Origin of the sequence: Nostoc sp., assembly GCF_036916735.1 — a bacterium.
Taxonomy (GTDB): domain Bacteria; phylum Cyanobacteriota; class Cyanobacteriia; order Cyanobacteriales; family Nostocaceae; genus Nostoc.
Window position 1 is genome coordinate 37112 of sequence record NZ_JBALFV010000107.1, and the last position, 26545, is coordinate 63656.

A 26545-nucleotide genomic window follows, 5' to 3' on the forward strand; every position below is an offset into this window, starting at 1 on the left:
CTAATGACCAAGAGAGCTTATAACTAATTACTTAGCTTAAAGACTTATTCATTAATAGCTGGATAAATCGGGGTAAAACTCCAAAATTCTTAAAACTAAATCTGCTATTTCAGTCGTTACAGCCTTTTTTGCTCTCCTGAAATAATCTTCTGGCTTTACAAAAGTAGCAATTTGACTGATAATCAAAAAGGAAATTGGTAGTAACAAATAATTCCTTGTTACTATTTATAAGTGTGTGAAACCCCAAAAATAATAAAGCTTCAGTCAGTTGTTATGAACTCATGATCTTAGTTTGAAGTAACAAAATGGCAACCTTACATACTCCACACTTACAATTAAATTCTGTAATTCCCACCTCATATACCCATAATCTAGTCTTCATTGATACAGCAGTTGAAGACTATCAAAGTTTAGTTAATGGTGTTATCTCCCACACCGAAGTATTCGTTATTGACTCGACAAAGAACGGTGTTGAGCAAATTACGGAAATTTTGGCAACTCGCGCTGACCAAAATCTTAGCAGCATTCATATTGTTTGCCACGGTGCCCCTGGTAACTTACAACTGGGCAATGCTCATTTGGGACTCGATAACCTTGAATATCATAGCCAGCAACTTCAACAATGGCAGAAGATATTTTCCACCTCATCCAAAAGCAATAAACCATCGATTACATCCGCTACAAAATCTGTAGCCAACTTACTCATCTATGGTTGCAATGTAGCTGACGGTGATGTGGGGGCAGAATTTATTGCCAAACTGCACCAACTTACGGGAGCGAATATTGCTGCTTCCCGTCAGATGATCGGCAGTGCGGCATTAGGCGGAAACTGGGAGTTGGAAGTACGCACAGCTGAGATGGAAGTGAGTTTAGCGTTTGCAGAAACGACGCAAAAAGCTTACGCAGGAGTACTAGCAACATTTACGGTGAATAATACCGGGGACGCAGATGATGGTGATGCTAACAACGGTATTACCACCCTGCGGGAGGCAATTAACTTAGCCAATGCTACTGCTGGGGATGATGCGATCGCCTTTGGAGGAATATTCACAGATACCACCCCAGATGTTATCACCCTCACCTCTGGACAACTGACGATTACCGATGATGTCAGCATCTTGGGAACTGGCACATCTAATCTGACTGTGAGTGGAAATAATGCCTCTACAGTATTCGAGATATCAGGACTAGCAACAGGTGTCAGTATTAATGGACTGGCGATCGCTAGTGGCGGTATTAACGTTAATAGAAATTCCATTCTCAGCCTAGCGAACACCAGTGTGTCTGGTAATACAGCAGGAAGTGGTATCTCTAATAGCGGCATCCTCAGTCTTGCTAACACCAGCGTCTTTGGCAACACGCAAGGCGGTATCTATAATGTTGGTAGTCTCAGCCTAACGGGAAGCAGTGTTTATGGCAATACCAAAAGAGGCAGCAGTGATTATAGGGATATTGCCGGAGGCGGCATTTTTAATGACGCTTCTAATGGGAACACTGGTACTCTCAACCTAATTAATAGCAGTGTCTCTGGCAATACAGCAAGCTTCGGCGGTGGTATCTATAGTGGTGGTACTCTCAGGCTGACCAATAGCACTGTCTCTGGCAATACAGCGTTAGAGGATGGCGGTGGCATTTATAACGCAGGTGTAGATTATGATGCCGGATCAGCTATTCTAATTAACACCACCATCTCGGGCAATACAGCCTTAAAAGATGGCGGTGGCATATACAATGGCTATGCTTACGTAGAAGACAACAGGCTGGCCCTAATTAACAGCACAATTAATAACAACACAGCTGACTCAGACGGTGATGGTACTGGCGATGGCGGCGGTGTTTTTAGTTACAGTAATTCTTCTTATCACGTCAAAGTTAATAACACCATCATTGCAGGCAACTTAGACAACTCCACCTCCGGTGATATAGACCCCGACGTGCGTGGTGGACTGATTGACTCCGGTAATAATCTGATTGGCAATAATACTGGTAGCACTGCCTTTACCACCAGCACCCTCGTCGGCACAAATGCTAGCCCCATTAACCCAAAACTTGGACTGCTGCAAAATAACGGTGGTGCAACTCTTACCCAGGCGTTACTTGCAGGTAGCCCCGCTATTGATGCTGGCAAAAATTCCCTAACACCTGCTCGTGTCACCACTGATCAACGCGGTGCTGGATTTCGCCGGATATTCAATGGTGCCGTTGATATTGGTGCTTATGAAGTCCAGACCTCCACAACTAACCCACCTGTTGTTAATACTGACACAGTGGTAACTAATACCAAAGATTCTGGGGCAGGGTCATTGCGGCAGGCTATCCTCAATGCCAATGCGAGTCTTGGGGCGGATACGATTACCTTTGCGGGCGTGTTCACCGATGCCACCCCGGATATCATTACCCTCACCTCTGGGAAATTAACGATTACCGATGATATTAGGATTTTGGGGACTGGGGCATCTAACCTCACCATTAGCGGCAATAATCTCTCAGGCGTATTCGAGATATCCGGCACAGGCACAGATGCCAGCATTGATGGTTTGAAGATTGCTAATGCTAATGACCCCTTGGGCAGTATTTTGCTCAATACCAATACCAGCCTTAGCCTGACGGGAAGCACTGTCTCAGACAATACCGGGTTAGTAGGCGGCATCTTTAATAAAGGCACTCTTAGCCTAACTAACACCACTGTCTCTGGTAATAGTGGGTCATCATTAGGCGGAGGTATCTTTAACAAAGGCAACCTGAGCCTAACTAACAGCAGTGTCTCTAATAATCGTGCATTTGTCGGTTACAACACTGCCTACGGGGGCGGCATATTCAACACAGGCAACCTCAGTATAACTGACAGCACTATCTCTAATAATAGCGCGTCTGCCAACGGCTCAGGTCGCAGCCCTGACCCTTATCCATCCTATGGTGGTGGCATTTATAACTCAGGCAGCGTCGATATTACTCGCAGCACTATCTCTAATAATACGGCCACAGACGGCGGTGGCATCTCTAACTCAGGTACTTTTAACCTGACTAACAGCACTGTCTCTGATAATAATGTACTTTATACTGGTGGTGGCATCTTTAACAGTGGCACTCTCACTCTCACCAATGACACCATTACCAATAACGTAGCAGAGGGCTTTAGCTATAACGGTGCTATTGGCAACGGTGGGGGTATTCTCAGTAATGGCGGCAGTGTCACCGTTGGCGATACCATTATTGCAGGTAATTTCTTCACAGTTTATTCTGGTGATCCCCGCAATAGCAGTTCTTCCCGCGACGTTTCCGGCAAGTTCACTGACGCTGGTAATAACTTAATTGGCGACAACACAGGTAGCACAGGTTTTACTTCCAGCACCCTCGTCGGCACCAGCGCCAACCCCATTGACCCCAGACTCAGCGCCCTGCAAAATAACGGTGGTACAACGTTGACTAATGCCTTAATTGGAAATAGTCCTGCCATTAACGCAGGCAATAATGCCCTGATTCCACCAAGTATTACCACTGACCAGCGCGGCGCTGGATTTGACAGAATATCTGAGGGTACGGTTGATATTGGTGCATTAGAGTTCAATGGGCTAAATGGAACCAATGGCGCTGATAATCTAGTGGGCAAGAATTACGGTGACATAATTAATGCTCAAGCTGGGAACGATACCATCACAGGTAATCAAGACAACGACATCCTAACTGGTGGCGGCGGCAAAGATAAATTTGTTTACAATTTAGGTGACGGTGTTGATACCATCACCGATTTTGGTGGGCTAGGTAAAAACTCAAATCCATCGGCAGCAGTTATTAGCGAATTGGATACCCTGAAATTCCAAGGTACTGGATTGACAGCCCAAAATCTGCTACTCACTAAGAATGGTAACAATCTAGAAGTTAGTTTTGAAGGGGTGGCTGATGACAAAATTATCTTGCAAAACTTTCCCCTGGAAAACCTAGACAACCTATGGGCACTAGGCAATATCTTGTTTGATGGGCAAAGCAGCATTAGTGACAGCTTTGATGTCTTGAATGCCAACTCCACCCAAACCAGCATCTTCAACAAAAATACAGTCACCTTTCTTAATGACCTAAACAACAATGTCAATGGTTTTGACAACTCAGGTGATGTTATTAATGGTCAGGGTGGTGATGACCGCATCGACGGCTTGAGTGGTAACGACCTATTGCGGGGTGGTGAAGGTAACGATACCCTGCTTGGTAGTGTTGGTAATGATACCCTGGTTGGTAGTATAGGCAATGATAGCCTTATCGGCGGTGCTGGTGATGACATTCTCCTTGGTGGTGGAGGTTCCGATACCTTGACTGGCGGTACCGGTAATGACCAGTTCATCTACCAAATCTTAAGCGATTCCAATGGTAGAATCACTGATTTTGATCAGAGCCAGGATAAGTTAGTCTTCACTGACCTGTTTAAGAGTCGGGGCTACAGTAGCAGCAATCCCATCGGTGATGGCAACCTAAAATTTGTGCAATCGGGTACTTCTACACTAGTTGAAGTCCTTATTAATTATTATCCTGGTTATTCTTCTTTTAACACCTTCGCAACTTTGGATAATTTCACCGCGACAAATCTAGTAGTTGGTAGTAACGTCATCGTCTAGCACTTAGATTTAGCATAGTATGGCGAAAATGCACATGCCAGTACTAAATTGCATTTCATAGCGAATTGACGAAAACAGACTCTGCGTCCTCACTGAAATCTGAGCAGTAAAAGCTGCTGCTCAGATTTCTCAGTTCATTTCAATTTCAACTCTCAATTCGTCACAAATTTACGAAATTATCTACTTATTCACTTTTGTAAATGCTAAGTTTTGAATAGCAAAAACCATCTTCAAAGCTTAAGAAGTTACGACTCAATTAACACAAGTTTGCGAAGTTGAGAATTGTTTCCTTGAGAGCGGCGTGATGAGGCAGCAGTTAGCAAAAACTTCCAAGACTGAGGATAAATTACAGATGCATCTATCATTGAAAGAAAACTTTTGATATTTTTTTGCTTTATTGCTACTAAAATCCAATGGAGTTTCAGGTAATTTTTTATATCCTGAAAATGAGGAATTTTTGAGCGATGTTGCTCATCCACTAAGGCGTAAATTTTTTCCTTCATCAAAATATTTGTAGCTAATCGTCGAGACAAAGAAAACTTTTGATTATAAGCACCAGGCCAAACAGTGCGGTAAGCAAGACACTGATTGAGGAAAATAGCATCGCCAAACTGGGCAATCCGAATCCAGGAATCGATATCATCACAGTTAGCATCGAGTGTAGAGTCCCAACCACCAGTTTTTATAAAAGCATCACGTCGTGAAGCTACTTGTACAGGCGTGCCAAATGGTACAAGCTCTAAGAGCATACCGTAATGAATATCGGCTTGTGGGATATAAAAAGCTAAACCGGGGCCAACCTGGGGAGTGCGACTGAGTTCAACTTCATTACCATCAACCTGAGCCGCCATACAAGAGCAGATTACAGCATCGGGACGAAGTGCGATCGCCTTAATCATCTCTTCTATGCAGTTAGGTGCTAAATAGTCGTCATCATCTAAAAATTTAATCCAGTCGCCGCTAGCTTTAGCAACTCCAGCATTTACTGTTGCTGCATGGCCAAGGTTCACTTCGTTACGATGGTAAACAACCTTGTCACCTAAACTTTTGATATAGGTTTGGGTATCGTCAGAAGAACAGTCATCAGCAACAACCACCTCGCACTGGATTGTTTGGTTACGAGCCGAATCAATTGCTCTTTGCAGCAAATTTAAGCGATTATAGGTACTGATGACGACGCTAAATTTCATAAATTTCACCCCTATGTGACAGCATTCTGCAATATAGCTTTGAACTCTAAGCTGTTGTATCAGTAAAATTATCAATCCTAACAAGTAGACTGAAATAGGATTATCGATTTATCATTGATGATCGTGAGATTTTTTAAGCAGACACCAAAGACTATGAACGCTCAAGAGATTATCCGCTCCATTGAAGCGGAACAGCTAAAATCAAATGTGCCTGACATTTTTGTGGGCGACACCGTAAAAGTCGGAGTGAAAATCAAAGAAGGCGAAAAATACCGCGTACAACCTTATGAAGGAGTAGTTATTGCCAAGCGTAATGGTGGCATTAACGAGACTATTACAGTCCGTAAGGTTTTTCAAGGTGTAGGCGTTGAGCGCGTCTTTCTGTTGCATTCTCCCCGGATTGATAGCATCAAAGTATTACGTCGTGGTAAAGTACGCCGTGCTAAACTGTATTATCTCCGCGATCGCGTAGGTAAGGCAACCCGGATCAAGCAACGGTTTGACCGCCCTTTGTGATTCGTCCTTCAATAGTATGTATGAGAGAAATCTGAAGCGGCATCTGCCGCTAACTTGTTTTCTCGACGAAATTGAGGTATGATAAAAATCGCGTATTGCGTTAAACTGAAATTTAGTTCAGCGCAATAACTGAATCAAAAACAGCTTGTGCGCTCTTAGTTCAGTTGGTAGAACGCAGGTCTCCAAAACCTGATGTCGGGGGTTCAAGTCCTCCAGGGCGCGCTCAAGAGCAAAAAAAAGCCCGAAATAATTACGCAACTGCTATATTAGCAGTTAGCGATAATAATTTCGGGTAAAATTATTGTATTTGTAGTTGTTTTGCTTTCAAGTAAGTGAAATAGAGTCGAAACTGCAAATCTGGATGAACAAATTTTAAATTTTGGATTGACAAAAAATCAAATGGACAACCCAAAATCTGAAATTGAGTGCCTTTGCTTTAAAGCATGGGGTAAATCTAAAATCCAAAATCGTTCGACTGAGCAAAGTCGAAGTCCAAAATCCAAAATTGAGTGACAAACGGAGAATTAAGGGTCGTGGCCAAAAAAAGTGAAGCAGAGTTGCCAGAAACCACAAATGGGTTTAGCTTTAACAACTTCATACAGGGAACCAAAGAAGAACTTGAAAAAGTAGTTTGGCCCAGTCGGAAACAGATAGTGAGCGAATCCGCCGCTGTGTTGTTAATGGTTGCACTCTCCGCATCTTTGATATACTTAGTCGATGGATTGTTTCGTTGGGCAGCAACACAGGTGTTCTGATGACTTTTGCAACAGACGAACCTCGCAACTCCACCTTGCAGTCAGAGGAAACAGGAGAAACAGCAGAAGCAGCGTCAAAAGAAGCACGCTGGTATGCAGTGCAAGTGGCCTCAGGGTGTGAAAAGCGTGTAAAGACGAACTTAGAGCAGCGTATTCAAACTTTTGATGTAGCCGACAAAATTGTTCAGGTAGAAATTCCGCAAACGCCGGCGGTGAAAATCCGCAAAGATGGCAGTCGCCAGCATACAGAAGAAAAGGTTTTCCCTGGCTATGTGCTGGTGCGGATGATGATGGATGATGATACCTGGCAGGTGGTACGAAACACCTCCCATGTAATTAATTTTGTCGGTGCAGAACAAAAACGTGGTAGCAGTAAGGGTCGCGGTCATGTGAACCCCATACCACTGAGTTCTTCAGAAGTCGAACGCATATTCAAACAAACCAGCGAACAAGAGCCGGTTATCAAAATTGACATGGCTACTGGTGATAAGATAATGGTGCTTTCTGGCCCATTTAAAGATTTTGAAGGCGAGGTGATTGAAGTCTCTCCAGAACGGAGTAAACTTAAAGCCTTGCTCTCAATTTTCGGCAGGGATACACCAGTAGAACTGGAATTTAATCAGGTAGAGAAACAGAGTTAAATACAAATGGCGAAGAAAGTAGTGGCGGTCATTAAACTGGCCCTGAATGCTGGAAAAGCCAACCCAGCACCGCCAGTGGGGCCCGCCTTGGGTCAACATGGCGTTAACATCATGATGTTCTGCAAAGAGTATAACGCCAAAACAGCAGACCAAGCTGGAATGGTGATACCAGTAGAAATCTCGGTTTTTGAAGACCGGAGTTTTACATTTGTCCTCAAAACGCCACCAGCATCAGTGTTGATTCGGAAAGCGGCAAAGGTTGAAAAAGGCTCGAATGAACCCAACAAAAAGAAGGTTGGGTCAATTAGCAAAGCACAATTGCAAGAAATAGCCCAAACAAAACTCCCCGACCTTAATGCCAACGACATAGACGCGGCAATGAAGATTGTCGCAGGAACGGCTAAAAATATGGGTGTAACAATTACGGATTAGTCATTGGTCATTGGTCATTAGTAAAAAACTAATGACAAAGGACAGAGGGCAAGTAACCAAAAATTATCGGGGGAGAGGCGAGGCTTCGGAATTACCCCAGGAGAGAAAAATGGTAAAAATATCGCGTCGTTTACAAGGACTGCAAGCAAAAGTAGAAGATAAGGATTATCATCCTTTAGAGGCTTTAGCCCTTCTCAAAGACACAGCAACAGCTAAATTTACCGAAGCTGCGGAAGCGCATATCCGGCTGGGAATTGACCCTAAGTATACAGACCAACAGTTGCGGACAACGGTAGCATTGCCCAAAGGTACAGGACAAATCGTCCGGGTGGCGGTGATTGCCAGAGGCGAAAAAGTCAACGAAGCAAGCAACGCTGGTGCTGATATAGTCGGTTCAGAGGAACTGATTGACGAAATCCAGAAAGGTAGAATGGATTTTGACAAGTTGATTGCCACACCCGATGTGATGCCACAGGTGGCAAAGCTGGGTAAATTGCTTGGGCCGCGTGGATTGATGCCATCGCCCAAAGGCGGAACCGTAACATTTGATTTAGGAAGTGCGATCGCAGAATTCAAAGCTGGTAAACTAGAATTCCGAGCTGACCGAACTGGTATTGTCCATGTTATGTTTGGTAAGGCAACCTTCTCGCCTGAAGATTTGTTAGTCAACCTGAAGGCATTACAAGAGACGATTGACCGTAACCGTCCTTCAGGGGCTAAAGGTCGTTATTGGCGCACATTTTATGTGGCAGCTACAATGGGGCCATCGATTAAAGTTGATATCAGCGCCCTACGAGATTTGAAACTGACCGAAGCAGCGTAAAAGGGACTGGGGACTAGGAATTAGAGACTGGGGATAATACTTAATCTTCATTATCTAATACCTACTACCCAATACCCAATTACCAATACCTAATTAAATAGGCAAAGCCGGAGACAGCAGGTGCTAATAGCTTAAATATCCTGCCGAGGTTAAAACTCTAATAGTCAGAATTACCACCCTTAAAGGTGTAATAATTATGGCGTCAAGAGTCTTAATACTCAACCCCGGCTAAGTTAGCTGGGGTTTGTTGTTTGGGTTCAGATTTAGAAAAAACGTACAAGTGAACAAACGTACAAGTAGGGCACTTCCCCGATTATTTTAAGGAGGTGAGACTGGAATGGGTAGAACAATAGAAAATAAAAAAGAGATAGTAGCTGACCTCAAAGAAACTTTGAGTGAGTCAACTCTGGCACTGGTAATAGAGTATCAGGGACTTACAGTTGCTGAAATTAGCGATTTACGGCGGCGGCTACGTCCGAGTGGCGCTGTCTGCAAAGTCACTAAAAATACTTTGATGGGCATTGCTATTAAAGACGAGGAAAAATGGCAGCCATTGTCAGAACTACTCAAAGGTTCTTCAGCCTTTTTGTTAGTCAAAGAAGATTTTTCATCTGCAATTAAGGCTTATCAAGACTTTCAAAAAGCCACCAAGAAGACAGAACTTCGTGGCGGTGTCATGGAAGGTCGTCTACTCAAAGAACCGGATGTCAAGGCTCTAGGAGACTTGCCATCTAAGGAACAACTCATAGCACAAATAGCTGGAGCTATCAACGCCTTGGCTACTAAGATTGCTGTGGGTATCAACGAAGTTCCTAGTTCACTGGCTCGGGCTTTGCAGGCTGTGGCCGAACAAGAGCAAGGTGGTGGTAGCAACGAAACTGCTACTGAAGCTGATAGCAGCACCGAAACTGCTACTGAAGCTGATAGCAGCACCGAAACTGCTACTGAATAGACTTCGTGGTTCATCAGTCAAAAGCTAATGACCAATGACTAATAAATAATCAAAATTACAGGAGTTATATCAATGTCTGCTGCAACTGATCAAATTTTAGAACAACTAAAAACCCTTTCTTTGTTTGAAGCTTCTGAGTTAGTCAAGCAAATTGAAGAAGCTTTTGGCGTGAGTGCTGCTGCACCTGTTGGCGGCATGATGATGATGCCTGGCAGTGGTGGCCCTGCTGCTCCGGCTGAGGAAGCTGTTGAGCAAACCGAGTTTGAAGTGATTCTCGAATCAGTCCCGGCTGATAAGAAGATTGCCGTGCTGAAAATTGTCCGGGAATTGACCGGTTTGGGTCTGAAAGAAGCGAAAGACTTGGTAGAAGCTGCGCCCAAGGCAGTTAAAGAAGGTATTGCTAAGGATGCTGCTGAAGATGCTAAGAAGCGCATCGAAGAAGCTGGCGGTAAAGTGACTGTTAAGTAGTCACAATTTTATTACCAGTAACAGTTTTTGATTAAGGAGCCTAAGTTAGGCTCCTTTTTTTTTGGATTTTTCTTCAACGTCAACTGCATAGCATTCCCTCAATCCTCGCTAAAATCTTTGCACTCTTTGCATCTAGCACCGCGATCGCAGCTACTATATTTCTATACCTGTTGATAAGCAGCAATAAAATCATCCCGTAATATATCTGATTAAGTGCAGATATTTCTGAGGGTAGAACCTTTGATCAGTTTATGATTTGGCAAAGTTAAAGGAGTAGTTGTGCCATCAGGATTTTGTCTAATCATAGAAATATGCTCTTTTTCTCTGACTATTGAAAATTCAAAACCCTCTTTACGGTACAAGGATTAACAGCGCTTTACAGTTGGCAGTTGGTTCGTAATAACCTCTAACAAAAATAAAACCAATTAGCCCGGTATAAAATACCATTTTTGCGTTCCAGTTGGTAATATGATTGATTGTCTGTAAAAAGACACCTATACAGTTTATGGGTTAAACACAGAGGAAAAAAGTAATTGATTTAGCCTTTGTTTATACTTGCTGTCAATGAGTGCTAAACCCACGAAGTAAAGGCAAGTTTCTAATCATCAAAAACCGGGAATTCTAGTGTCATGGCAAAACTCACCCTTCCGAAGCTGGAACGTCACTTATTTGCGGCGGCTGATATTTTACGCGGCAAAATGGACGCTTCTGAATATAAGGAATTTATCTTTGGGATGTTGTTCTTAAAGCGGGCTGCTGATGTGTTTGAGGTGCGCTATCAGCAAATTGTCAAGGAATTTATGAATAAAGGGGAGAGTGAAGAAGCCGCTAAGGAAAGGGCTGACAACCCTAAACGCTATGTTCCAACTGATAAAGAAGCTTATACGTTATTTGTACCACCACAATCTCGTTGGAGTACTATAGTTAACACCTTTCATCAACAAATAGGTAATAAACTTAATACTGCCTTACATAGTCTTGCTGATGCTAATCCGGCGGTGCTGCGGGATGTTTTTGAGCATATTGATTTTAATCGGCAGGTAGGTGGCAAGAGTACCTTAAGCGATTTGCAATTACGTCAAATGATAGAACATTTTGACAAGCGATCGCTACGGAATGAAGATTTGGAATTTCCCGATTTATTGGGTGCGGCTTATGAGTATTTAATTTATTTCTTTGCTGACTCTGCTGGTAAAAAGGGCGGTGAATTTTATACTCCCCGTGGAGTCGTGAAGTTAATGGTGCGAATTGTCAACCCCCAAGAAAGGATGGAGGTTTATGACCCCTGTGTGGGTTCGGGGGGAATGTTAATTCTGTCTAAGCAGCACATAGAAGAACACGGTGGAAATTCTCGCAATTTGAGACTTTACGGACAAGACAATAATGGGGGAGTTTGGGCTATCTGCAAGATGAATTTATTGCTGCATGGAATTCCCAATGCTGTGCTTCAGAATGACGATACCTTGATGGTGCCGATTAAAGAGGGGGGTAACTTAAAGCATTATGACCGAATACTGAGTAATCCACCGTTTTCGCAAAACTACAGCCGGGGTAATAAAGATAATGATATGGAGTTTAAAGACCGATTCCGTGTTTTTTGCCCTACGAGTGGAAAAGCTGATTTGATGTTCGCCCAGCACATGCTAGCGGTGTTAAAGCAAGATGGAATTATGGCGACAGTAATGCCGCATGGGGTACTGTTTCGCGGTGGTGAAGAAAAGAAAATCCGCCAGTTATTTATTGAAGAGGATAATTTAGAGGCAGTGATTGGCTTACCACCACAATTATTTTATGGGACAGGGATTCCGGCGTGTATTTTGGTTATGCGTCCCAGAGGTGCAAAACCAAAAGCGACTCAAGGTAAGGTGTTATTTATCAACGCTGATGCTGAATTTCAGGCTGGACGCGCTCAAAATTCTTTGCGTCCTGAACATATAGAAAAAATTGTCTCGGCTTATGAAGATTTTACAACTAATGCCGATTATCCTGGGATTCCTGGTTATGCGGCGGTAGTGACTCAACAACAATTAGCTGACTACGAATACAACTGCAATATTCGCCGCTATGCTGATAATACTCCACCGCCAGAACCTCAAGATGTGCGATCGCATCTTTTGGGTGGTGTACCCAAGTCTGAGGTGGATGCAAAGCAAGAATTGTTTACTAGTCACGGTTTTGACCCAATGACTTTGTTGCAACGAAGGGTAGGGTGAAGAGGGCAGGGGGAGCAGGGGGGGCAGGGGGGGCAGGGGAGGCAGGGGGAGCAGGGGAGGTAATACCAATTCACAATTTGCAATTCGCAATTCGCAATTAAAAAACTTAGATGCAGCAAAGCTTTCAGGGGTTACATCTGTATCAGATTTTTCGTGAAATGGTATAAGACAATGAATAAAGAAGCTATTAAAGATCATAAGGATTTGGGGATTTACAAGATTGCGTTTGAAGCGGCAATGAAAATTTTTGAGCTATCAAAGAAGTTTCCTGTGGAGGAGAGATATTCGTTAACTGATCAAATTCGTAGATCGTCACGCTCTGTTTGCGCTAATTTTGCTGAGGCATGGAGAAAACGGCGTTATGAAGCAGCTTTTGTCGCTAAATTAAATGATTGCGAGGCTGAAGCTGCTGAAACTCAAACTTGGATTGAATTTGCTGTCAAATGCAACTACATGAATGTAGAAGTAGGACGAGAAGTTTATGCAAATTACAACCAAGTTTTATCCGGTTTGGTGAATATGATTAATAATCCATCACCTTGGTTAAGAAATCGAAATCATTAATCTCCCCCTGCCTCCCCTGCCCCCCCTGCCTCCCCTGCCCCCCTGCTCTCTTCTTTCGACGTGCATTGATATAAACATGGAAGAATATTTAGATTTTCAGCCAACGTTAACGGAACGCGCCCAAATTAAGCAGCGCATTGAAACTGATGCCGGGATTGTACAACAGGAGGAGAAACTACGGCAAGTTACTCTCAATTGGTGGCAGCAACATCAACAGCGTTTAATTGATTTGCCTAAAAACAAGCAGCTGATGAAGCTACGGGCAGAATTTTTACAGACCTTTGAAGCGGCGGTGCGTCCCATTGGTTTGTTAGATAGGTTTAAGACTATGGGAGTCATTGCTAGCTGGTGGGAAGATGCTTATGAGGTTTCTGCTGATTTGAAACGTTTAGCGAATTTGGGTTTTAAAGGTTTGATTGATTCTTGGGTGGATACAATTCGTGATGCTTTGGAAGATACGGAAAGTAAGCAATCTGGTAATAAGTTTGACGCTTTGAGTCACAAAATTGTCCCGGCGCTGGTTCCGCAGTATTTGCAACAGTTGGAAGATGCTGAGGCGGAAGTTGCTACTTTGGAACAGGAGAAGGAAGCTTTTGAACAAGGGGAAGAAGGGGAAGCGTCAGAAGATGGGGAAGCTGTTAATTTTGTCAAGCAATTAGAAGAACAACTGAAGGAATTGAAATATTCAATTAAGGATGGTCAAAAACGGCTGAAGGAATTGCTGGGAACTGACCGTAAGAAGGGGTCGATTAAGTATGAGAAAAAACAGGGGAATGATGCGACTGATTTAGAAGAGGAATTGGCTAATCTGCAATCAACGGTGATCCCAAAAGAGCAGGAAATTGCCGAGATTGAGGTGCAGTTACAACCCTACAAGGATATTTTGGAAAGGTTGAAGGAAGCACGTAAGTCTGTGCGGGAGTTGAAAGGGTTGCTTGTAAAAGAGTTGGAAGCTGCGAGTGCAGGTTTGAGCGAGGAGAAAGCGCAGGGGTTGGTGTTGGATTTGTTTAAGGCGGATTTGTTGATGCAGTTGGAGAGATATGTAAGTGAACACCGTCAGATGGTGATTGCTGCGGTAGAAAATTGGTGGGATAAGTATAAGGTGACGTTAGGGGAAATTGAGAAAGAGGAGGAGGAGGTTAATCAAAAGTTGAGTGAGTTGTTGAAGGGGTTGGGGTATGGTCTCTAACTTTCAACCAATTCCATTGTCACACCTTATAGACGTTAATCCCTCAACATCTAAACCAAGTATTGAAGCTGATGCTTTAGTTTCGTTTATTCCGATGCAGGATGTTTCTGAAAATGGACAATGGGTATCAAAGCAAGTTAAAAAACTAAAGGAAATTAAGAGTGGCTATACTTCATTTCAAGAAGGTGATATTCTGTTTGCTAAAATTACCCCTTGTATGGAAAATGGCAAGGGATGCCACGCTATAGATTTAGTTAATGGGATTGGTTTTGGAACAACTGAATTTCATGTTTTGAGAGCTAAAAGTAATACTGAAGCTCGTTTCATATTTCACTGGACACAATCAAAAGCCTTACGACTCAAAGCTGAAACATTTATGACGGGTTCAGCAGGTCAACAACGAGTTGCTGCTGATTTTTTTCACAGGTATCTTATTCCATATATTCCACAACCTGAGCAGCAAAAGATTGCTGAAATTATTGATGCAATTGATAAAGCGATCGCACTCACCGACACCCACATCACCAAACTCAAAAAAGCTAAAGCCGGACTGCTGCACGACCTCCTCACACGCGGGATTGACGAGCATGGCGAACTGAGAGATTATACACGTAACCCTGAATTGTTTAAGCGATCAGCCTTGGGGATAATTCCGAAAGATTGGGATGTTTCATCAGTTAGTTTTGAGTTTGATATCATTTCAGGTTTCACTCTTGGAGAACATCGAAGACCACTTAATAAGAAACGGAAGTATCTGCGGGTTGCGAATGTCAAGCGTGAAAACATTATTTTAGATGATATTGCAGAGCTTGAGGCTAATGATGATGAATTTATTACCCGTCAACTTAAAGAAAATGATTTACTTATTGTTGAGGGCCATGCAGATCCAAATGAAATTGGTAGATGTGCCATTGTCTCAGATGGAGCAGTTGGTCTGACCTTTCAAAATCACCTTTTTAGACTTCGTTATAAGGTAATAAATCCAAAATTTGCATTATTTTGGCTAAACAGTGCGTGGGTTCGTTCGTATTGGAAATGTTTGTGTGGAACAAGTTCAGGATTAAATACTATTAACCAAACCATGTTAAATGCTCTATTAGTCTTAGTACCTAAAAACCAAGAGCAAATTGATATAGTTGAACGAATTGAGACATATAAAGAACGAATTATTAAAAAGGAAACATATTTAAATAAACTCAAACTTTTAAAAAAAGGCTTAATGTCAGACCTCTTAACCGGACGGGTGCGCGTGAAAATTTAACCAAAAAAGAACAAACCTGAGAAGAATATAAAATACAAGAAAAACCAGGAGAAAAGGCAATGATTGCAACACCCAATAAATACCACTTAACCCCTGACGAATATCTCCAATGGGAAGCGAGACAGGAGATTAAACACGAGTATATAAATGGCGAAGTTTACGCCATGACAGGTGGGACAATTCCCCATAACGCCATAGCTGTTAACCTCATCGCTGCACTTAGACCCCATGTTAGAGGAAGTTCTTGCAGGGTTTTAGGTTCTGATGCCAAAGTGGGAATTACAGAAAAAGGTTCCTTCTTCTATCCTGATGTACTTGTAACCTGCAACGCCCAAGATAGACAAGCGATTCAAGTCATTCAATTCCCTAAACTGATTGTTGAAGTTCTTTCTCCTGGAACTGAAGCCTACGACCGAGGTGCTAAATTTGCCCAATATCGCCGTCTAGAAAGTTTGCAGGAATACGTACTAATTAATTCCGAAAGCATTGGCGTAGAAATCTTTCGCCTCAACGATCGCAGCAAATGGGAACTAACTTCTTATACCAACGGCGACGAAATTGAGTTAATTTGTATTGAGTTTAAATTTCCGATCGCACTGCTGTACGAAGATGTAGAATTTCCAGGGGCGCAAAATGACGGGACTTGAATATACATATACAGAATTACCCACAATAGAACAACTCCAAAAAATGCGACAACTTCCCGGCGGTTTAGGCTGGGAACATATCGAAGCAAACTATTTAGCAACAATCCCCGAACAACGGGACAACTACCACGAAGTTCTCCTAATTCCCCGACTCCAGCGCCAACTCAGAGAAATCAACCTCGACGACAACGGACAACCCTGGCTAGACCAACGCCGCATCAACCAAGCCATCAGCCAACTGCAAAACCTCGGCCCCGGTAAACTGATGGAGAAAAACGAAACCCTGACAAAACTCCTCCTCACAGGCGTGAAAGTTGAAGGACTCACAGGAAAACAAATTACCATCAACCTGATAGACTTCGACCACCCCGAACGTAACGACTTCCTTGCCATCAGTCAATTCCGCATCGACCCACCGGGAGTAAAAGGCCCAAAAGGTCACTATCGCCCCGATATCATTTTGTTTGTCAATGGTATCCCTCTCGTCGTCATCGAATGCAAAGCCCCAGGTGCAGATATGCTCAAATCTGGGATTCAAGACTTGCTAAAATACTCCAACCAACGCCATAGCCCGCTACCAGAAGGAATTGAACGCCTTTTTCACTACAACCAATTGATGATTTCCTGCACCTCCGGGCGGGCTGTTGTGGGTACGATGGGAAGTCAACCCAAGCATTATCTCGAATGGAAAGACACCAGCCCCTTTGATTCCAACTTCATCGCCCAGGTTTTAGACATCACAAACCCTACCCTTCCCGATGAGGAATTAATCTCAAGTGCAGCTAATTACTTATTACCTGAATCTTCTCCTATTAAGGAAGGCGAGATAACAGCAGTCAAAAGCGGCGAAAAGTTAGAAGATTTAATTGACTTATCCAAACTTAACCGCCGCCAGCAACTCATCGCCGGAATGCTTCACCCCGCCAACTTGCTGGATATCCTGCGCCACTACATTCTGTTCACAACCAAACACAACCGTCGCATCAAAATAGTCCCGCGCTATCAACAATTTCGTGGCGTATCCAAAGCCGTTGACCGTTTGCTACACGCTAAAACCAAAACACAACACGGTAGCGAAGACCAGCGCGGCGGTATTATCTGGCACTACCAAGGCTCTGGTAAAAGCTTGGATATGGTGTTTATCCTCCGCAAACTGCGGACAATTCCCCAACTTCAACAGTTTAAAGCTGTCATCGTTACCGATCGCACAGATTTAGAAGAACAACTTCAACAAACAGCAACCCTTTCCGGTCAAACTCTGCAAGTAGCAACAAGCATCAAAGATTTAGCGAAGAAACTGCGACAAACAGGGCCGGGTATTGTTTTTGGAATGGTGCAGAAATTCAACAAAATTAATGAACGCAAAGAATACGCTGATATTGAGGAGTTAAACAATGCTCTCAATCCCTCAGAAAACATTTTACTATTAATTGACGAAGCTCACCGTTCCCACAGCAACACACTTCACGCTTACCTTTCCAAAGCTTTACCCAATTGCGCCAAAATTGGTTTTACAGGAACTCCCATCATCTCCGCAAAGAAAAAGAAAACAAAAGACATCTTTGCTAATGACGAAAATCCTTATATTGATATCTACAGTATCCGCGATTCCCAAAAAGATAATGTCACCGTTCCCATTTTCTACGAAGGGCTGGAAACAATGGGAGCAGTCAAAGGAGCCAACACCCTAGACCAACTTTTTGAGGTGCTATTTCAAGACTATACCGCAGAAGAACGGGCAGCAATTAAATCCAAATACGCTGGTAAGAAAAACGTCCTCAACGCTAAAGAACTGATGAAGGACAAGGCTAGACATATCTTACGGCACTATGTCACCCGGATCATGCAGGGTAAATTTAAAGCTCAGGTAGCGGCAAGCGATCGCCAAGCTTGCGTTTTGTACCAGCAATATCTTACCGCAGCCAAAGACGAACTGATTCAAGAATTAGAATCAAAAGCCGTTATTTTGCAAAGTCTGAAATTAGAATCAGCACCTCCCGAATACCGCACCCTTGTACAAGCTTATCCTTACCTCGATACCATCAAGCGTTTAGAATTTGCGGCGATTATCTCCGCCAACAGCAAAAAAGACCCTCAAGCCTGGAAACAATGGACGGATGAAAATAACCATACCATCTACAAAAACCGTTTCTGGAAAAGCTTAGATGAAGACGGTTTAGCTTTTTTAATTGTGAATAATAAACTACTCGTAGGCTTCGACGCACCTTTAGAACAAGTGCTATATGTAGACCGCAGCTTAATAGAACATGATTTATTACAAGCGATCGCTCGTACCAATCGCACCGCCGAAGGTAAAGACTACGGTTTAATTGTAGACTATTACGGTATCGACATCGCCGCCGCCATGAGTGTCTATGATCAAGAAGATGTCGATGGTGCTTGGTTTGATATCCAAGAAGAACTACCCAAACTACATGAAGCCCACCACCGGATAATGAACTTTTGGCAAGAACGTAATTTAAATATTTACGATGACAAAGAAGCTTGTGTAAATATCCTAAATCATGACGAGCGGTCGCGGGCAGAATTTTATCAATTGCTGCGGGAGTTTCTGCAAGCAATAGATGCCTTTTTACCTCGTCCCCAAGCTTTGCGCTACCTGAAAGATGCGAAAAAATTGGGAGAATTAAAGAAATTAGTCGATGATATTTTCCGAGATGAACACCCAGAAGATGCTAAAGAAAAAGTTCAAGCCCTAATAGACCAACACATCCAATCTCAGGGGATTAACCTGAAAGTTTCACCAGTAAATATCCTTGACCTAGACTTTGAGCAACGGGTACAACAAAGACGTTCCGTCGAAACTCGTGCAGCCCAAATGGAACACGCCATCCGTTACCACATCCGCACCCACCTAGACGATGACCCAGTTTATTATCGCAATCTCAGCGATAAACTAGAAGAAATTTTACAACGTTTGGGTGCAGATTGGAATGCGATCGCTACAGAATTTTTAAACCTAGCGCAAAAAGTCCGAGCCGAACAAACCGAAGTCAGCGAAAATCAACCATCAGCCCGAATTCGCCCTTTCTTCAATGCTCTCATAGATACGCTGGAGTCATCAACACCCGAAATTGCCACCAAACTACAAATCTTTACCACTGAACTGGTAGACTTTATCTACAACCAAAGTTATGTAATCGGCTTCTGGAACGACTTGGTAGCCAGGGAAAACCTCTGCAAAAATATCTGGCTGAAATTAGAAGATTTAAATATCTTTCCATATAGTAAACTGGATGGTTTAGCAGACCAAATCACCCAATTAGCCGAACGACACGATGCAAATCGAGGGCGATGAAAACTATTAATGTTGGAGAACTTTCCTTTGAACTGCGCGAAAGTCCCCGTCGTCGCACAGTTGAAATTACCATCGAACGCGACGGCCAACTAATCATCACAACACCACCTCAAGTCCCTGTAGAAAAACTAGGACAAATTATCGAACAACGTCGCTTCTGGATTTACAGCAAACTCCTCAAAAAAGCAGCTATCAAACCGCCATCTGCACAAAAAACTTATTTACCAGGCGAAGGCTTCCACTATTTAGGACGCAGCTATCGCCTCAAATTAGTAAACAGCGCAGACAACCCCCTGAGACTTTACCAAGGACGCTTTGAACTTTTGCGATCACATCAACAACAAGGTCGAGATTTATTTATCCAGTGGTATCGCGGTCATATTCAACAGCATTTAGAATCAATCATTACATCTTTTACTAATAGAATCGGCAAAGCACCGACTTCGATGCAAATCCGTGAACTGGGTAATCGTTGGGGTTCATGTAATCCAAAAGGTGATATTTATTTCCACTGGCGGGTTGCTTTGCTTCCTACTTCCATGATTGAATATGTGGTAGTGCATGAAATGGTTCACTTAGTTCAACCCAACCACAATAGAGATTTTTGGGACAGGGTAGAGCGAATCTTACCTGACTGCGTGGATAGAAAAGAGTGGTTGGCGAAAAATGGCGCAACTTTCAGTTTATAAACAAATGGAGAATAACGGATTTGAACCGATGGCCTCTGCGGTGCGATCGCAGCGCTCTACCAACTGAGCTAATTCCCCTTAATCAGTACTGAGTCAAGAGTAATATCACTCGTTAGCTCAACACCCGCTCACCATAAAGTATTTTAACACTCAGTTACCGATGGCTGAGGCTGTTTTTGAGAATAAACTTTTTGCACCCGTTCGAGTTCCAAATCACTGAGATAATCAACAGTCCAGTTACAGCAGCGCTGGAGCATGTGGAATGGGTAAGTATTCGCTACACCTACAACTTGCATTTGCGATCGCTTCGCCGCTTCAATACCTGCTGGAGTATCTTCAATTGCCAGACACTCTTGTGGTTGAAGATTCAAATCAGGATATTCTTTATTCAGGCGTTTCACTGCCAATAAATAACCATCGGGTTCTGGTTTACTGGTGGTAATGTCATCACCCGCGACGATAATTTTAAAATGTTCAGCCAGTTTAGCTCGCTGGAGTACCAATTCTATTTCTTTGCGAAAAGCGCCGCTAACTAATCCTAGTTTCAGATTCCGCGATCGCACTTGAAATATTAAATCTTCTACACCTGAATATAAAGGCAGTTTCTCGATTTTCTCTAGTTCCACCACATACGCTTGAGCTTTCCGGGACAGCAACTGAGTTAAATAGTTTTCATTGCCGACTCTACCACGATTAGCGAGTAGTTGCCCAAAACAAGCGCGATCGCTGCGTCCTAAAGAAGCTTGACGCTCATTGACGCGTTGGGGTTGGAGATTTTCTTCCATGAGAATCTCATCGATCAGTTGCAGGTGGATTGGCTCATCGTTAATGATCACGCCATTAAAATCAAAAAGAACTGCCTTTAAACTCATGCCATTATGCCAAACGCTGGAGAACCAAGTCCCTCCAAATCATTATTATCTACTGATGTGGCAGTATACTGACGGACATTTTTGGTTACTATTGGTTTAATGCCGCTAGTTACCTGATTTATCCACCATACATCCTGCGATCGCACAGCTTCAAATCCGGCTGCACCCATATTCGCCTCTACGCTACCAGCAGCATACTCACGAATATATGGCTCCTCAAAAACATCATTAAGCCATTCTAACTGACGCAGAGTCTTCTGATTACCATCTAGAATTAATACTTGCCCTCCAGTTACCAGTAACCGGAAGCTTTGGCGCAGAATTGCTAGGGACACCGCATCTGGTGTTTCGTGGAATAGCAAAGAAGCTGTCACTAAGTCAAATGTTGCATCTCTGAAACCAGTTTTTTCAGCATTTCCGTGTCGCCAGACGATATCTAAACCAGCATTTCTCGCTTTATCTTCTGCCCTTACCAGCATATACGGTGATAAATCCAAACCAATAACTTCCGCTTGGGGGAAAGCCTGCTTTAACATTAAAGTAGTGGAACCTGTGCCGCAACCTAAATCGAGTATGCGTCGTGGTTTTACCTTGACAGCATCAACTAAAGCCTGACGGACAATACTTTCATTCGGCGGCAGAACATATTGAGTAATCGGATCGTAGGTAACTGCTGCACCGTAGTTGAGATATCCTTTTGCAATACCGTGAAAATTTTGATTGCTGTAGTACGCCGGAATTATGACATCATCACGTCGATAGCGATCGCACTCTTTCTCCCAGTCAATAGTATCAGCGTAACGCCGTAATCCATCTTCATCAATCAAAAGACGCACTACAGGGGATAAAAAACGTTCCCAGATTGTATCTTGACGCACTGCCATATTGTGTCAGAACTCTAAGGGGATATTTAAACGAGTGATTTTCTATACAAATTTTAATATATTTAGTAAACATCTGCTGTCACTCTGTGATATTTGGTTGACGTTTGTAATATATTTTTTACGCTTGTAGTATAAATAGTAGTTCTTTAGCTTCACAAAAATTGAGGAAGCCCAATCAAATACAATAAATATTTAAATTGCTACAACTAACTAGTAGTATATCAAGTTTAAATTGATGGATAAGCAAATTCGTAATAAGGACTTTAGTCCTTATTTTCTAAGCACTAAAGTCTTGACTACAAACCTTGGAAAAGTACTAAAGAAGGGGTACAGATAATTATCAGTACAATCTACCCAATCCAAAATCTAAAATTAAAAATCTAAAATAGAAAAAATTATGCCCTACGAAAAGTTAGAAATTACCACACCAGCACCAGTTTTATCTTGGGCAAATCACTCTTTGGGACCAGAAGAAACCAAGATGGCCAAAAATGTGGCATCATTACCATTTGTGTTTAAGCATGTCGCATTAATGCCAGATGTTCACTTAGGAAAAGGTGCTTTAGTAGGTTCTGTAATTGCAACCAAAGAAGCGATTATTCCCGCAGCTGTCGGTGTGGATATTGGTTGCGGTATGAGCGCTATCAAAACAGCATTTACTGCTGAACAACTGGAAGGTAAACTAAAGAAAATCCGCCTGGATATTGAAGCTGCAATTCCGACTGGATTCAACGAAAATAAAGACGTTGAAAAATCTGTCAGCAATTGGCAACACTGGGATGATTTTAAAGACTTGCATCGTGGTGTGCAAGACCTACAAACTAAAGCAATGAAACAGATGGGTTCTCTCGGTGGAGGAAACCACTTTATTGAAGTGTGCCTTGATACAGAGAATCAAGTTTGGCTAATGCTGCATTCTGGTTCGCGTAACATCGGTAATAAACTCGCCCAGTGTCATATTCACACAGCCAGAGAATTAGCAAAGATGGCTGGTAATAAATTGCCTGACCCTGATTTGGCTCATTTTGTCGCTGGTACACCAGAATTCCAGGCATATTGGCACGATTTACAATGGTCACAAAACTATGCACGTGTCAACCGCGATGTGATGATGGCACGTTTTAAGCACATAGTTGAGAAGCATCTCGCAGGTGGGAAGGCAACTAAACCTTTATTGCAGGTTAATTGTCATCACAATTACGCCGAAAAAGAAGTGCATTTTGACGAGGATGTATACGTTACTCGTAAGGGTGCAGTCCGTGCCCAAACTGAAGATTATGGAATTATTCCTGGTTCGATGGGGGCAAAGTCTTTCATTGTTAAGGGTAAAGGTAATGCCCACAGCTTCTGTTCTTGCTCTCACGGCGCAGGGCGTTTGCTGTCTAGAAATAAGGCAAAAAATGTCTATACGCTTGATGATTTAATTGAGCAAACAAATGGTGTAGAATGCCGCAAAGATGAGGGCGTGTTAGATGAAATTCCTGGTGCTTATAAACCAATAGAACAAGTTATGGAAAACCAAGCAGACTTGGTTGAGGTTGTAGCAACACTTAAGCAAGTACTTTGTGTTAAGGGCTAAATTTATGTAGAGTGGGTAATGCCCACTTTTTTATTTTTTAAACGCTAAAAGCCTAGCAAATATAAGTATTAATACTCAACTAAATAAGTTTTGTATATAAAATTTATTGAAGCATTAAGTATGACATTTTGAAGTGCCGAATGTGGAATATAAAGTTTGTTTATAGTATCTTGCATAAAACTAAAAAACTAGACTGATTGATATTTGAGGGTTCGATAAACAACATTATCAAACTTAGGAACTCTAACTAAACAAATGATTGCAATATTTTTAGAAGATTCAAAGCAATGATTATCGTCATGAAATTAGGGACGCCATCAGTATAAATTGAGCGTGTTGTTGAACAAATTCGTCGTCATAGAATCACGCCAGAAATATGCCAATTGTATACATTACTGTATAGACCGTAACATCCGCCAACTCAATAACACCTTTCTCTTTTGGAAATACTTCTGGGCATTGATATTCTTAGGCGATCGCTCGCATAATATCCTCAATAAAATGTTCTGCTTCGTTTGAATTAAGCATAATTACAACATATGAGAATCGCACTTCAACTTTCCCAACTTACCAAGTATTATGGTTCTCACCAAGCAGTAAACAATCTCAGCTTGCAGATTGCAGAAGGTTCATTTTATGCTCTTTTAGGTCCCAACGGTGCAGGAAAAACTACTACTCTACGAATGATTGCAGGGTTACTACGACCAGATAACGGGGATATTATGATCTTAGGACATAGTATCCGGCGATCGCCTCAAAAAGCAAAGCAACTTTTAGCATACCTACCTGAAGAGCCTCTACTCTACAACAAGCTACGTCCGATAGAGTATTTAGAGTTTATCGCCGGACTTTGGGGAATTCCTCCTTCTAAAGCTCAATCTTCTGCCGAAGAACTCCTCAAACAATTAAACTTGTGGGATAACAGAGGAGATTTTAGTGAAACTTTTTCGCGAGGGATGAGGCAAAAACTTGCTTTAGCAGGGGCATTAATTCATCAGCCGAGAATTATTATCTTAGATGAACCGCTAACAGGATTAGATGCAGGCGCAGCCCGCTTAGTCAAAAATATGCTCACCGAGTTTGTAAACCAAGGTGGTGTGGTAATTTTAACTACTCACATTATGGAAATTGCCGAGCGTATGGCGCAGCGAATTGGGATTATTAATCATGGGTACTTAGTTGCTGAAGGTACTTTAGATGAACTTAGAACTCAAAGTGGTGAAGCAGGCGGTAGTTTGGAAAGGGTCTTTTTAGAATTAACTCAAGATAATAATGTTGAAGGTGCAAGATGAAAGTAGGGAGATTACCTTGGCTTTTGGGCTACGAATTAAGTTTGTGGTGGCGTGAAATTACTGTTAGACCTGTAGCAATATTTGTTTTCAGTATTTTTGCACTTTTGGGTAGTGTTTATTTTACTTGGTTAGGGGTTACGTCTGGTAATATTCGAGGTACGATATCATTTCATACCATACCAGATTCTGCTATTTGGATAGCGGTAGTAGTTTGGTTGTTCGGATTTTACTATAGCTTTATCCAAGCGATGAGAAGTAGCTTGATAGGGTTATTTGAACGCGGGGATTTAGATTTACTTGTGTCATCACCAATTTCGAGTCAAGTGATTTTTGCGAGTCAAGTGTTAAAAATTGCCCTGAAAACTTTTTTCAGTGGTTGTTTATTTGTAATTCCTGTAAGTTTAATCGCTTTATTACTCGGTATTCCTCAACTTTTAGGGCTTTACCCGGCTTTGATTGGTCTTAGCTTAAGCGCTACAAGTTTAGCAATGTTATTTGTTTTAGGGTTAGTTCGTGTTATAGGTGCAAAACGGACGCGGACTTTTGCTCAAGTTCTTACAGTTTTATTTATCATCACTATATATTTGAGTTCTCAGTTACCTAATCTCCTGAAAAAAACGGATGGAAACACGGCATCAATTTGGTTTCAGTTAGAACATTGGTTAGCGAAAGGAAACTTTTTGAGTGCAGATAGTTGGGTTTGGTTTCCTGCAAGGGCTATTTTCTTTGATCCGGTGTCAGTAGTGTTAGTGTTGTTAATTAGTATCAGTTTGACGTGGTTAACGGTGGAAGTTTTACATCGTTATTTTATTGCAGGTACACAGCAGCATATTACAAGTGAACATCGTCAGCTGCGCCCAACCCAAGCAACTCGCCTTATTGGTGGTTTTAATCGTGTTGCTTTACTCAAAGAATGGCGGATTATGCGGCGCAATCCTTATTTAATTTCACGCCTATTTCTGCAAATATTTCTCCTCGCATTCGCATTTTTGAGTATATTACGACAACATAACAATGGTGGTATTTTAGGGATGAGCTTAGTGTTGGCAGAAGCTTTGACATTAAATTTAGTGCAAATTTGCGTTTCTGGGGAAGAAGCACCAGATTTGCTCAAATCTTCACCAGTAAATAGTTCAAAGCTGCATCAATTGAAGTTGTTAGCGGCATTAATTCCTATCTGGTTATTCATATCACCACTGTTTATTGTTTTGATAGTCAACGGTAAACCGTGGTTTATGCCGATGGTGGTTTTTTTGGCTGGTACTACTTGTGCAGCAACTCTCAGTCTGTGGAATTCTCGCCCTGTAAAGTTTACAGAATTGTTTCGACGAAGGCAAAATAGTAAACTCGATGTATTGTTAAGTTTACTTGAAATTATTTCCTTGCTTTCTTGGGGATGGTTAGGATTTAGCTTGCAACAAGGTCATTTGCATACTGTTTTGATTTTATTGGCTGTGATTGGTTTAGTTGTGGCATTAGCCTATGGGCGTAGTCGTCAGTTAGGGCGTGTCATCAATTAGTTGTCGTATGTCACTTTGATATCAGTTTGGACATAAACTTATGTAAAGATGTGATATCGCTACATAGTTTGTCTATTAAAAATTTAAGTCTACGTATTATTTATTGTTAGCGCTACTCTACGAGAAACTGCT

The 26545-nt window shown here is 42.3% G+C and carries 21 protein-coding genes, 2 tRNA genes and 1 other annotated feature; of the genes, 19 read left to right on the plus strand and 4 right to left on the minus strand.

Translation table 11 applies throughout. The features are described 5' to 3' along the window. The first annotated feature begins 305 nt into the window (after nt 1-305). Entirely contained in the window at nt 306-4607 is a 4302-nt protein-coding gene (locus tag V7L20_RS26045; RefSeq protein ID WP_334746855.1) for a DUF4347 domain-containing protein, read from the plus strand. Nucleotides 4608-4852: 245 nt separating this feature from the next. Here the strand turns inward: V7L20_RS26045 and V7L20_RS26050 are convergent, their stop codons facing one another. Next, nucleotides 4853-5797, minus strand: a complete 945-nt coding sequence (locus V7L20_RS26050; protein ID WP_334746856.1) for a glycosyltransferase family 2 protein — start codon at nt 5795-5797, stop codon at nt 4853-4855. 153 nt (nt 5798-5950) lie between these two features. On the opposite strand from V7L20_RS26050, the gene rplS reads away from it, so the two are divergent. From rplS to V7L20_RS26125, 15 genes are all read left to right on the plus strand, one after another. Beyond that, entirely contained in the window at nt 5951-6313 is a 363-nt protein-coding gene (gene rplS / locus V7L20_RS26055; RefSeq protein ID WP_334746857.1) for a 50S ribosomal protein L19, read from the plus strand. Between the two features lie 149 nt (nt 6314-6462). Beyond that, nucleotides 6463-6535: transfer RNA gene (locus V7L20_RS26060), tRNA-Trp, on the plus strand. A gap of 311 nt (nt 6536-6846) precedes the next feature. Next, nucleotides 6847-7068 (plus strand): preprotein translocase subunit SecE, encoded by a 222-nt coding sequence (secE, locus tag V7L20_RS26065; RefSeq protein WP_334746858.1) that lies wholly within the window; start codon nt 6847-6849, stop codon nt 7066-7068. Continuing rightward, a complete protein-coding gene (gene nusG, locus V7L20_RS26070) occupies nt 7068-7709 on the plus strand; it encodes a transcription termination/antitermination protein NusG (protein ID WP_334746859.1) in 642 nt (213 codons plus the stop codon). The genes secE and nusG overlap by 1 nt, the downstream gene beginning before the upstream one ends. Nucleotides 7710-7715: 6 nt before the next feature. Then, nucleotides 7716-8141, plus strand: coding sequence for a 50S ribosomal protein L11 (rplK, locus tag V7L20_RS26075; protein WP_100898684.1), 426 nt, complete (start codon nt 7716-7718; stop codon nt 8139-8141). A 109-nt stretch (nt 8142-8250) separates the two neighbouring features. Beyond that, nucleotides 8251-8964, plus strand: coding sequence for a 50S ribosomal protein L1 (gene rplA / locus V7L20_RS26080; protein WP_334746902.1), 714 nt, complete (start codon nt 8251-8253; stop codon nt 8962-8964). A gap of 89 nt (nt 8965-9053) precedes the next feature. Beyond that, nucleotides 9054-9222: a sequence feature (ribosomal protein L10 leader region), on the plus strand. A 79-nt stretch (nt 9223-9301) separates the two neighbouring features. After that, the gene (rplJ, locus tag V7L20_RS26085) at nt 9302-9916 is read left to right on the plus strand and encodes a 50S ribosomal protein L10 (RefSeq protein ID WP_334746860.1); all 615 of its coding nucleotides are present in this window, start codon (nt 9302-9304) and stop codon (nt 9914-9916) included. A 72-nt stretch (nt 9917-9988) separates the two neighbouring features. Further along, complete coding sequence (gene rplL, locus V7L20_RS26090; protein WP_334746861.1) at nt 9989-10384, plus strand: 50S ribosomal protein L7/L12; 396 nt, start codon at nt 9989-9991, stop codon at nt 10382-10384. Between the two features lie 629 nt (nt 10385-11013). Next, nucleotides 11014-12597: a type I restriction-modification system subunit M gene (locus tag V7L20_RS26095; protein WP_334746862.1), complete on the plus strand. Its 1584-nt coding sequence runs from the start codon at nt 11014-11016 to the stop codon at nt 12595-12597. 171 nt (nt 12598-12768) lie between these two features. Beyond that, nucleotides 12769-13161, plus strand: coding sequence for a four helix bundle protein (locus V7L20_RS26100; RefSeq protein ID WP_334746863.1), 393 nt, complete (start codon nt 12769-12771; stop codon nt 13159-13161). 76 nt (nt 13162-13237) lie between these two features. Beyond that, a complete protein-coding gene (locus V7L20_RS26105) occupies nt 13238-14350 on the plus strand; it encodes a hypothetical protein (RefSeq protein ID WP_334746864.1) in 1113 nt (370 codons plus the stop codon). Then, nucleotides 14340-15611 carry a restriction endonuclease subunit S gene (locus V7L20_RS26110; RefSeq protein WP_334746865.1) on the plus strand — a complete coding sequence of 424 codons (1272 nt, stop codon included), beginning with the start codon at nt 14340-14342 and terminating at the stop codon, nt 15609-15611. Before V7L20_RS26105 ends, V7L20_RS26110 begins: the two co-directional genes overlap by 11 nt. 59 nt (nt 15612-15670) lie before the next feature. Next, nucleotides 15671-16258, plus strand: coding sequence for a Uma2 family endonuclease (locus tag V7L20_RS26115; RefSeq protein WP_334746866.1), 588 nt, complete (start codon nt 15671-15673; stop codon nt 16256-16258). Then, nucleotides 16245-19577 carry a type I restriction endonuclease subunit R gene (locus V7L20_RS26120; protein WP_334746867.1) on the plus strand — a complete coding sequence of 1111 codons (3333 nt, stop codon included), beginning with the start codon at nt 16245-16247 and terminating at the stop codon, nt 19575-19577. Before V7L20_RS26115 ends, V7L20_RS26120 begins: the two co-directional genes overlap by 14 nt. Beyond that, nucleotides 19574-20266: a M48 family metallopeptidase gene (locus tag V7L20_RS26125; protein WP_334746868.1), complete on the plus strand. Its 693-nt coding sequence runs from the start codon at nt 19574-19576 to the stop codon at nt 20264-20266. The genes V7L20_RS26120 and V7L20_RS26125 overlap by 4 nt, the downstream gene beginning before the upstream one ends. Nucleotides 20267-20271: 5 nt before the next feature. Here V7L20_RS26125 and V7L20_RS26130 read toward each other — a convergent pair. The 3 genes from V7L20_RS26130 to V7L20_RS26140 form a co-directional block, all read right to left on the minus strand. Beyond that, nucleotides 20272-20344, minus strand: a tRNA-Ala gene (locus tag V7L20_RS26130). A gap of 65 nt (nt 20345-20409) precedes the next feature. Further along, complete coding sequence (locus V7L20_RS26135; RefSeq protein WP_334746869.1) at nt 20410-21138, minus strand: HAD family hydrolase; 729 nt, start codon at nt 21136-21138, stop codon at nt 20410-20412. Then, entirely contained in the window at nt 21135-22022 is an 888-nt protein-coding gene (locus tag V7L20_RS26140; RefSeq protein ID WP_334746870.1) for a class I SAM-dependent methyltransferase, read from the minus strand. The genes V7L20_RS26135 and V7L20_RS26140 overlap by 4 nt, the downstream gene beginning before the upstream one ends. Nucleotides 22023-22419: 397 nt before the next feature. Between V7L20_RS26140 and V7L20_RS26145 the strand changes: the two genes are divergently transcribed. The 3 genes from V7L20_RS26145 to V7L20_RS26155 all read left to right on the plus strand — a co-directional run bounded on the left by V7L20_RS26145 (nt 22420) and on the right by V7L20_RS26155 (nt 26413). Beyond that, entirely contained in the window at nt 22420-23601 is a 1182-nt protein-coding gene (locus tag V7L20_RS26145) for an RtcB family protein (RefSeq protein WP_334746871.1), read from the plus strand. 539 nt (nt 23602-24140) lie between these two features. Next, the gene (locus tag V7L20_RS26150) at nt 24141-24893 is read left to right on the plus strand and encodes an ABC transporter ATP-binding protein (protein WP_334746872.1); all 753 of its coding nucleotides are present in this window, start codon (nt 24141-24143) and stop codon (nt 24891-24893) included. Next, complete coding sequence (locus tag V7L20_RS26155) at nt 24890-26413, plus strand: hypothetical protein (RefSeq protein WP_334746873.1); 1524 nt, start codon at nt 24890-24892, stop codon at nt 26411-26413. The genes V7L20_RS26150 and V7L20_RS26155 overlap by 4 nt, the downstream gene beginning before the upstream one ends. The last annotated feature ends 132 nt before the right edge of the window (nt 26414-26545 follow it).

What these genes read in the sequence shown, in the direction of transcription:
- V7L20_RS26110 (WP_334746865.1), top strand. Translation starts at nt 14,340, where the DNA reads ATGGTCTCTAACTTTCAACCAATTCCATTGTCACACCTTATAGACGTT.
- V7L20_RS26145 (WP_334746871.1), top strand. Translation starts at nt 22,420, where the DNA reads ATGCCCTACGAAAAGTTAGAAATTACCACACCAGCACCAGTTTTATCT.
- V7L20_RS26050 (WP_334746856.1), bottom strand. Translation starts at nt 5,797, where the DNA reads ATGAAATTTAGCGTCGTCATCAGTACCTATAATCGCTTAAATTTGCTG.
- nusG (WP_334746859.1), top strand. Translation starts at nt 7,068, where the DNA reads ATGACTTTTGCAACAGACGAACCTCGCAACTCCACCTTGCAGTCAGAG.
- rplK (WP_100898684.1), top strand. Translation starts at nt 7,716, where the DNA reads ATGGCGAAGAAAGTAGTGGCGGTCATTAAACTGGCCCTGAATGCTGGA.
- V7L20_RS26120 (WP_334746867.1), top strand. Translation starts at nt 16,245, where the DNA reads ATGACGGGACTTGAATATACATATACAGAATTACCCACAATAGAACAA.
- rplJ (WP_334746860.1), top strand. Translation starts at nt 9,302, where the DNA reads ATGGGTAGAACAATAGAAAATAAAAAAGAGATAGTAGCTGACCTCAAA.
- V7L20_RS26135 (WP_334746869.1), bottom strand. Translation starts at nt 21,138, where the DNA reads ATGAGTTTAAAGGCAGTTCTTTTTGATTTTAATGGCGTGATCATTAAC.
- rplL (WP_334746861.1), top strand. Translation starts at nt 9,989, where the DNA reads ATGTCTGCTGCAACTGATCAAATTTTAGAACAACTAAAAACCCTTTCT.
- rplS (WP_334746857.1), top strand. Translation starts at nt 5,951, where the DNA reads ATGAACGCTCAAGAGATTATCCGCTCCATTGAAGCGGAACAGCTAAAA.
- V7L20_RS26140 (WP_334746870.1), bottom strand. Translation starts at nt 22,022, where the DNA reads ATGGCAGTGCGTCAAGATACAATCTGGGAACGTTTTTTATCCCCTGTA.
- V7L20_RS26100 (WP_334746863.1), top strand. Translation starts at nt 12,769, where the DNA reads ATGAATAAAGAAGCTATTAAAGATCATAAGGATTTGGGGATTTACAAG.
- V7L20_RS26045 (WP_334746855.1), top strand. Translation starts at nt 306, where the DNA reads ATGGCAACCTTACATACTCCACACTTACAATTAAATTCTGTAATTCCC.
- V7L20_RS26155 (WP_334746873.1), top strand. Translation starts at nt 24,890, where the DNA reads ATGAAAGTAGGGAGATTACCTTGGCTTTTGGGCTACGAATTAAGTTTG.
- V7L20_RS26105 (WP_334746864.1), top strand. Translation starts at nt 13,238, where the DNA reads ATGGAAGAATATTTAGATTTTCAGCCAACGTTAACGGAACGCGCCCAA.
- V7L20_RS26095 (WP_334746862.1), top strand. Translation starts at nt 11,014, where the DNA reads ATGGCAAAACTCACCCTTCCGAAGCTGGAACGTCACTTATTTGCGGCG.
- V7L20_RS26150 (WP_334746872.1), top strand. Translation starts at nt 24,141, where the DNA reads ATGAGAATCGCACTTCAACTTTCCCAACTTACCAAGTATTATGGTTCT.
- rplA (WP_334746902.1), top strand. Translation starts at nt 8,251, where the DNA reads ATGGTAAAAATATCGCGTCGTTTACAAGGACTGCAAGCAAAAGTAGAA.
- V7L20_RS26125 (WP_334746868.1), top strand. Translation starts at nt 19,574, where the DNA reads ATGAAAACTATTAATGTTGGAGAACTTTCCTTTGAACTGCGCGAAAGT.
- V7L20_RS26115 (WP_334746866.1), top strand. Translation starts at nt 15,671, where the DNA reads ATGATTGCAACACCCAATAAATACCACTTAACCCCTGACGAATATCTC.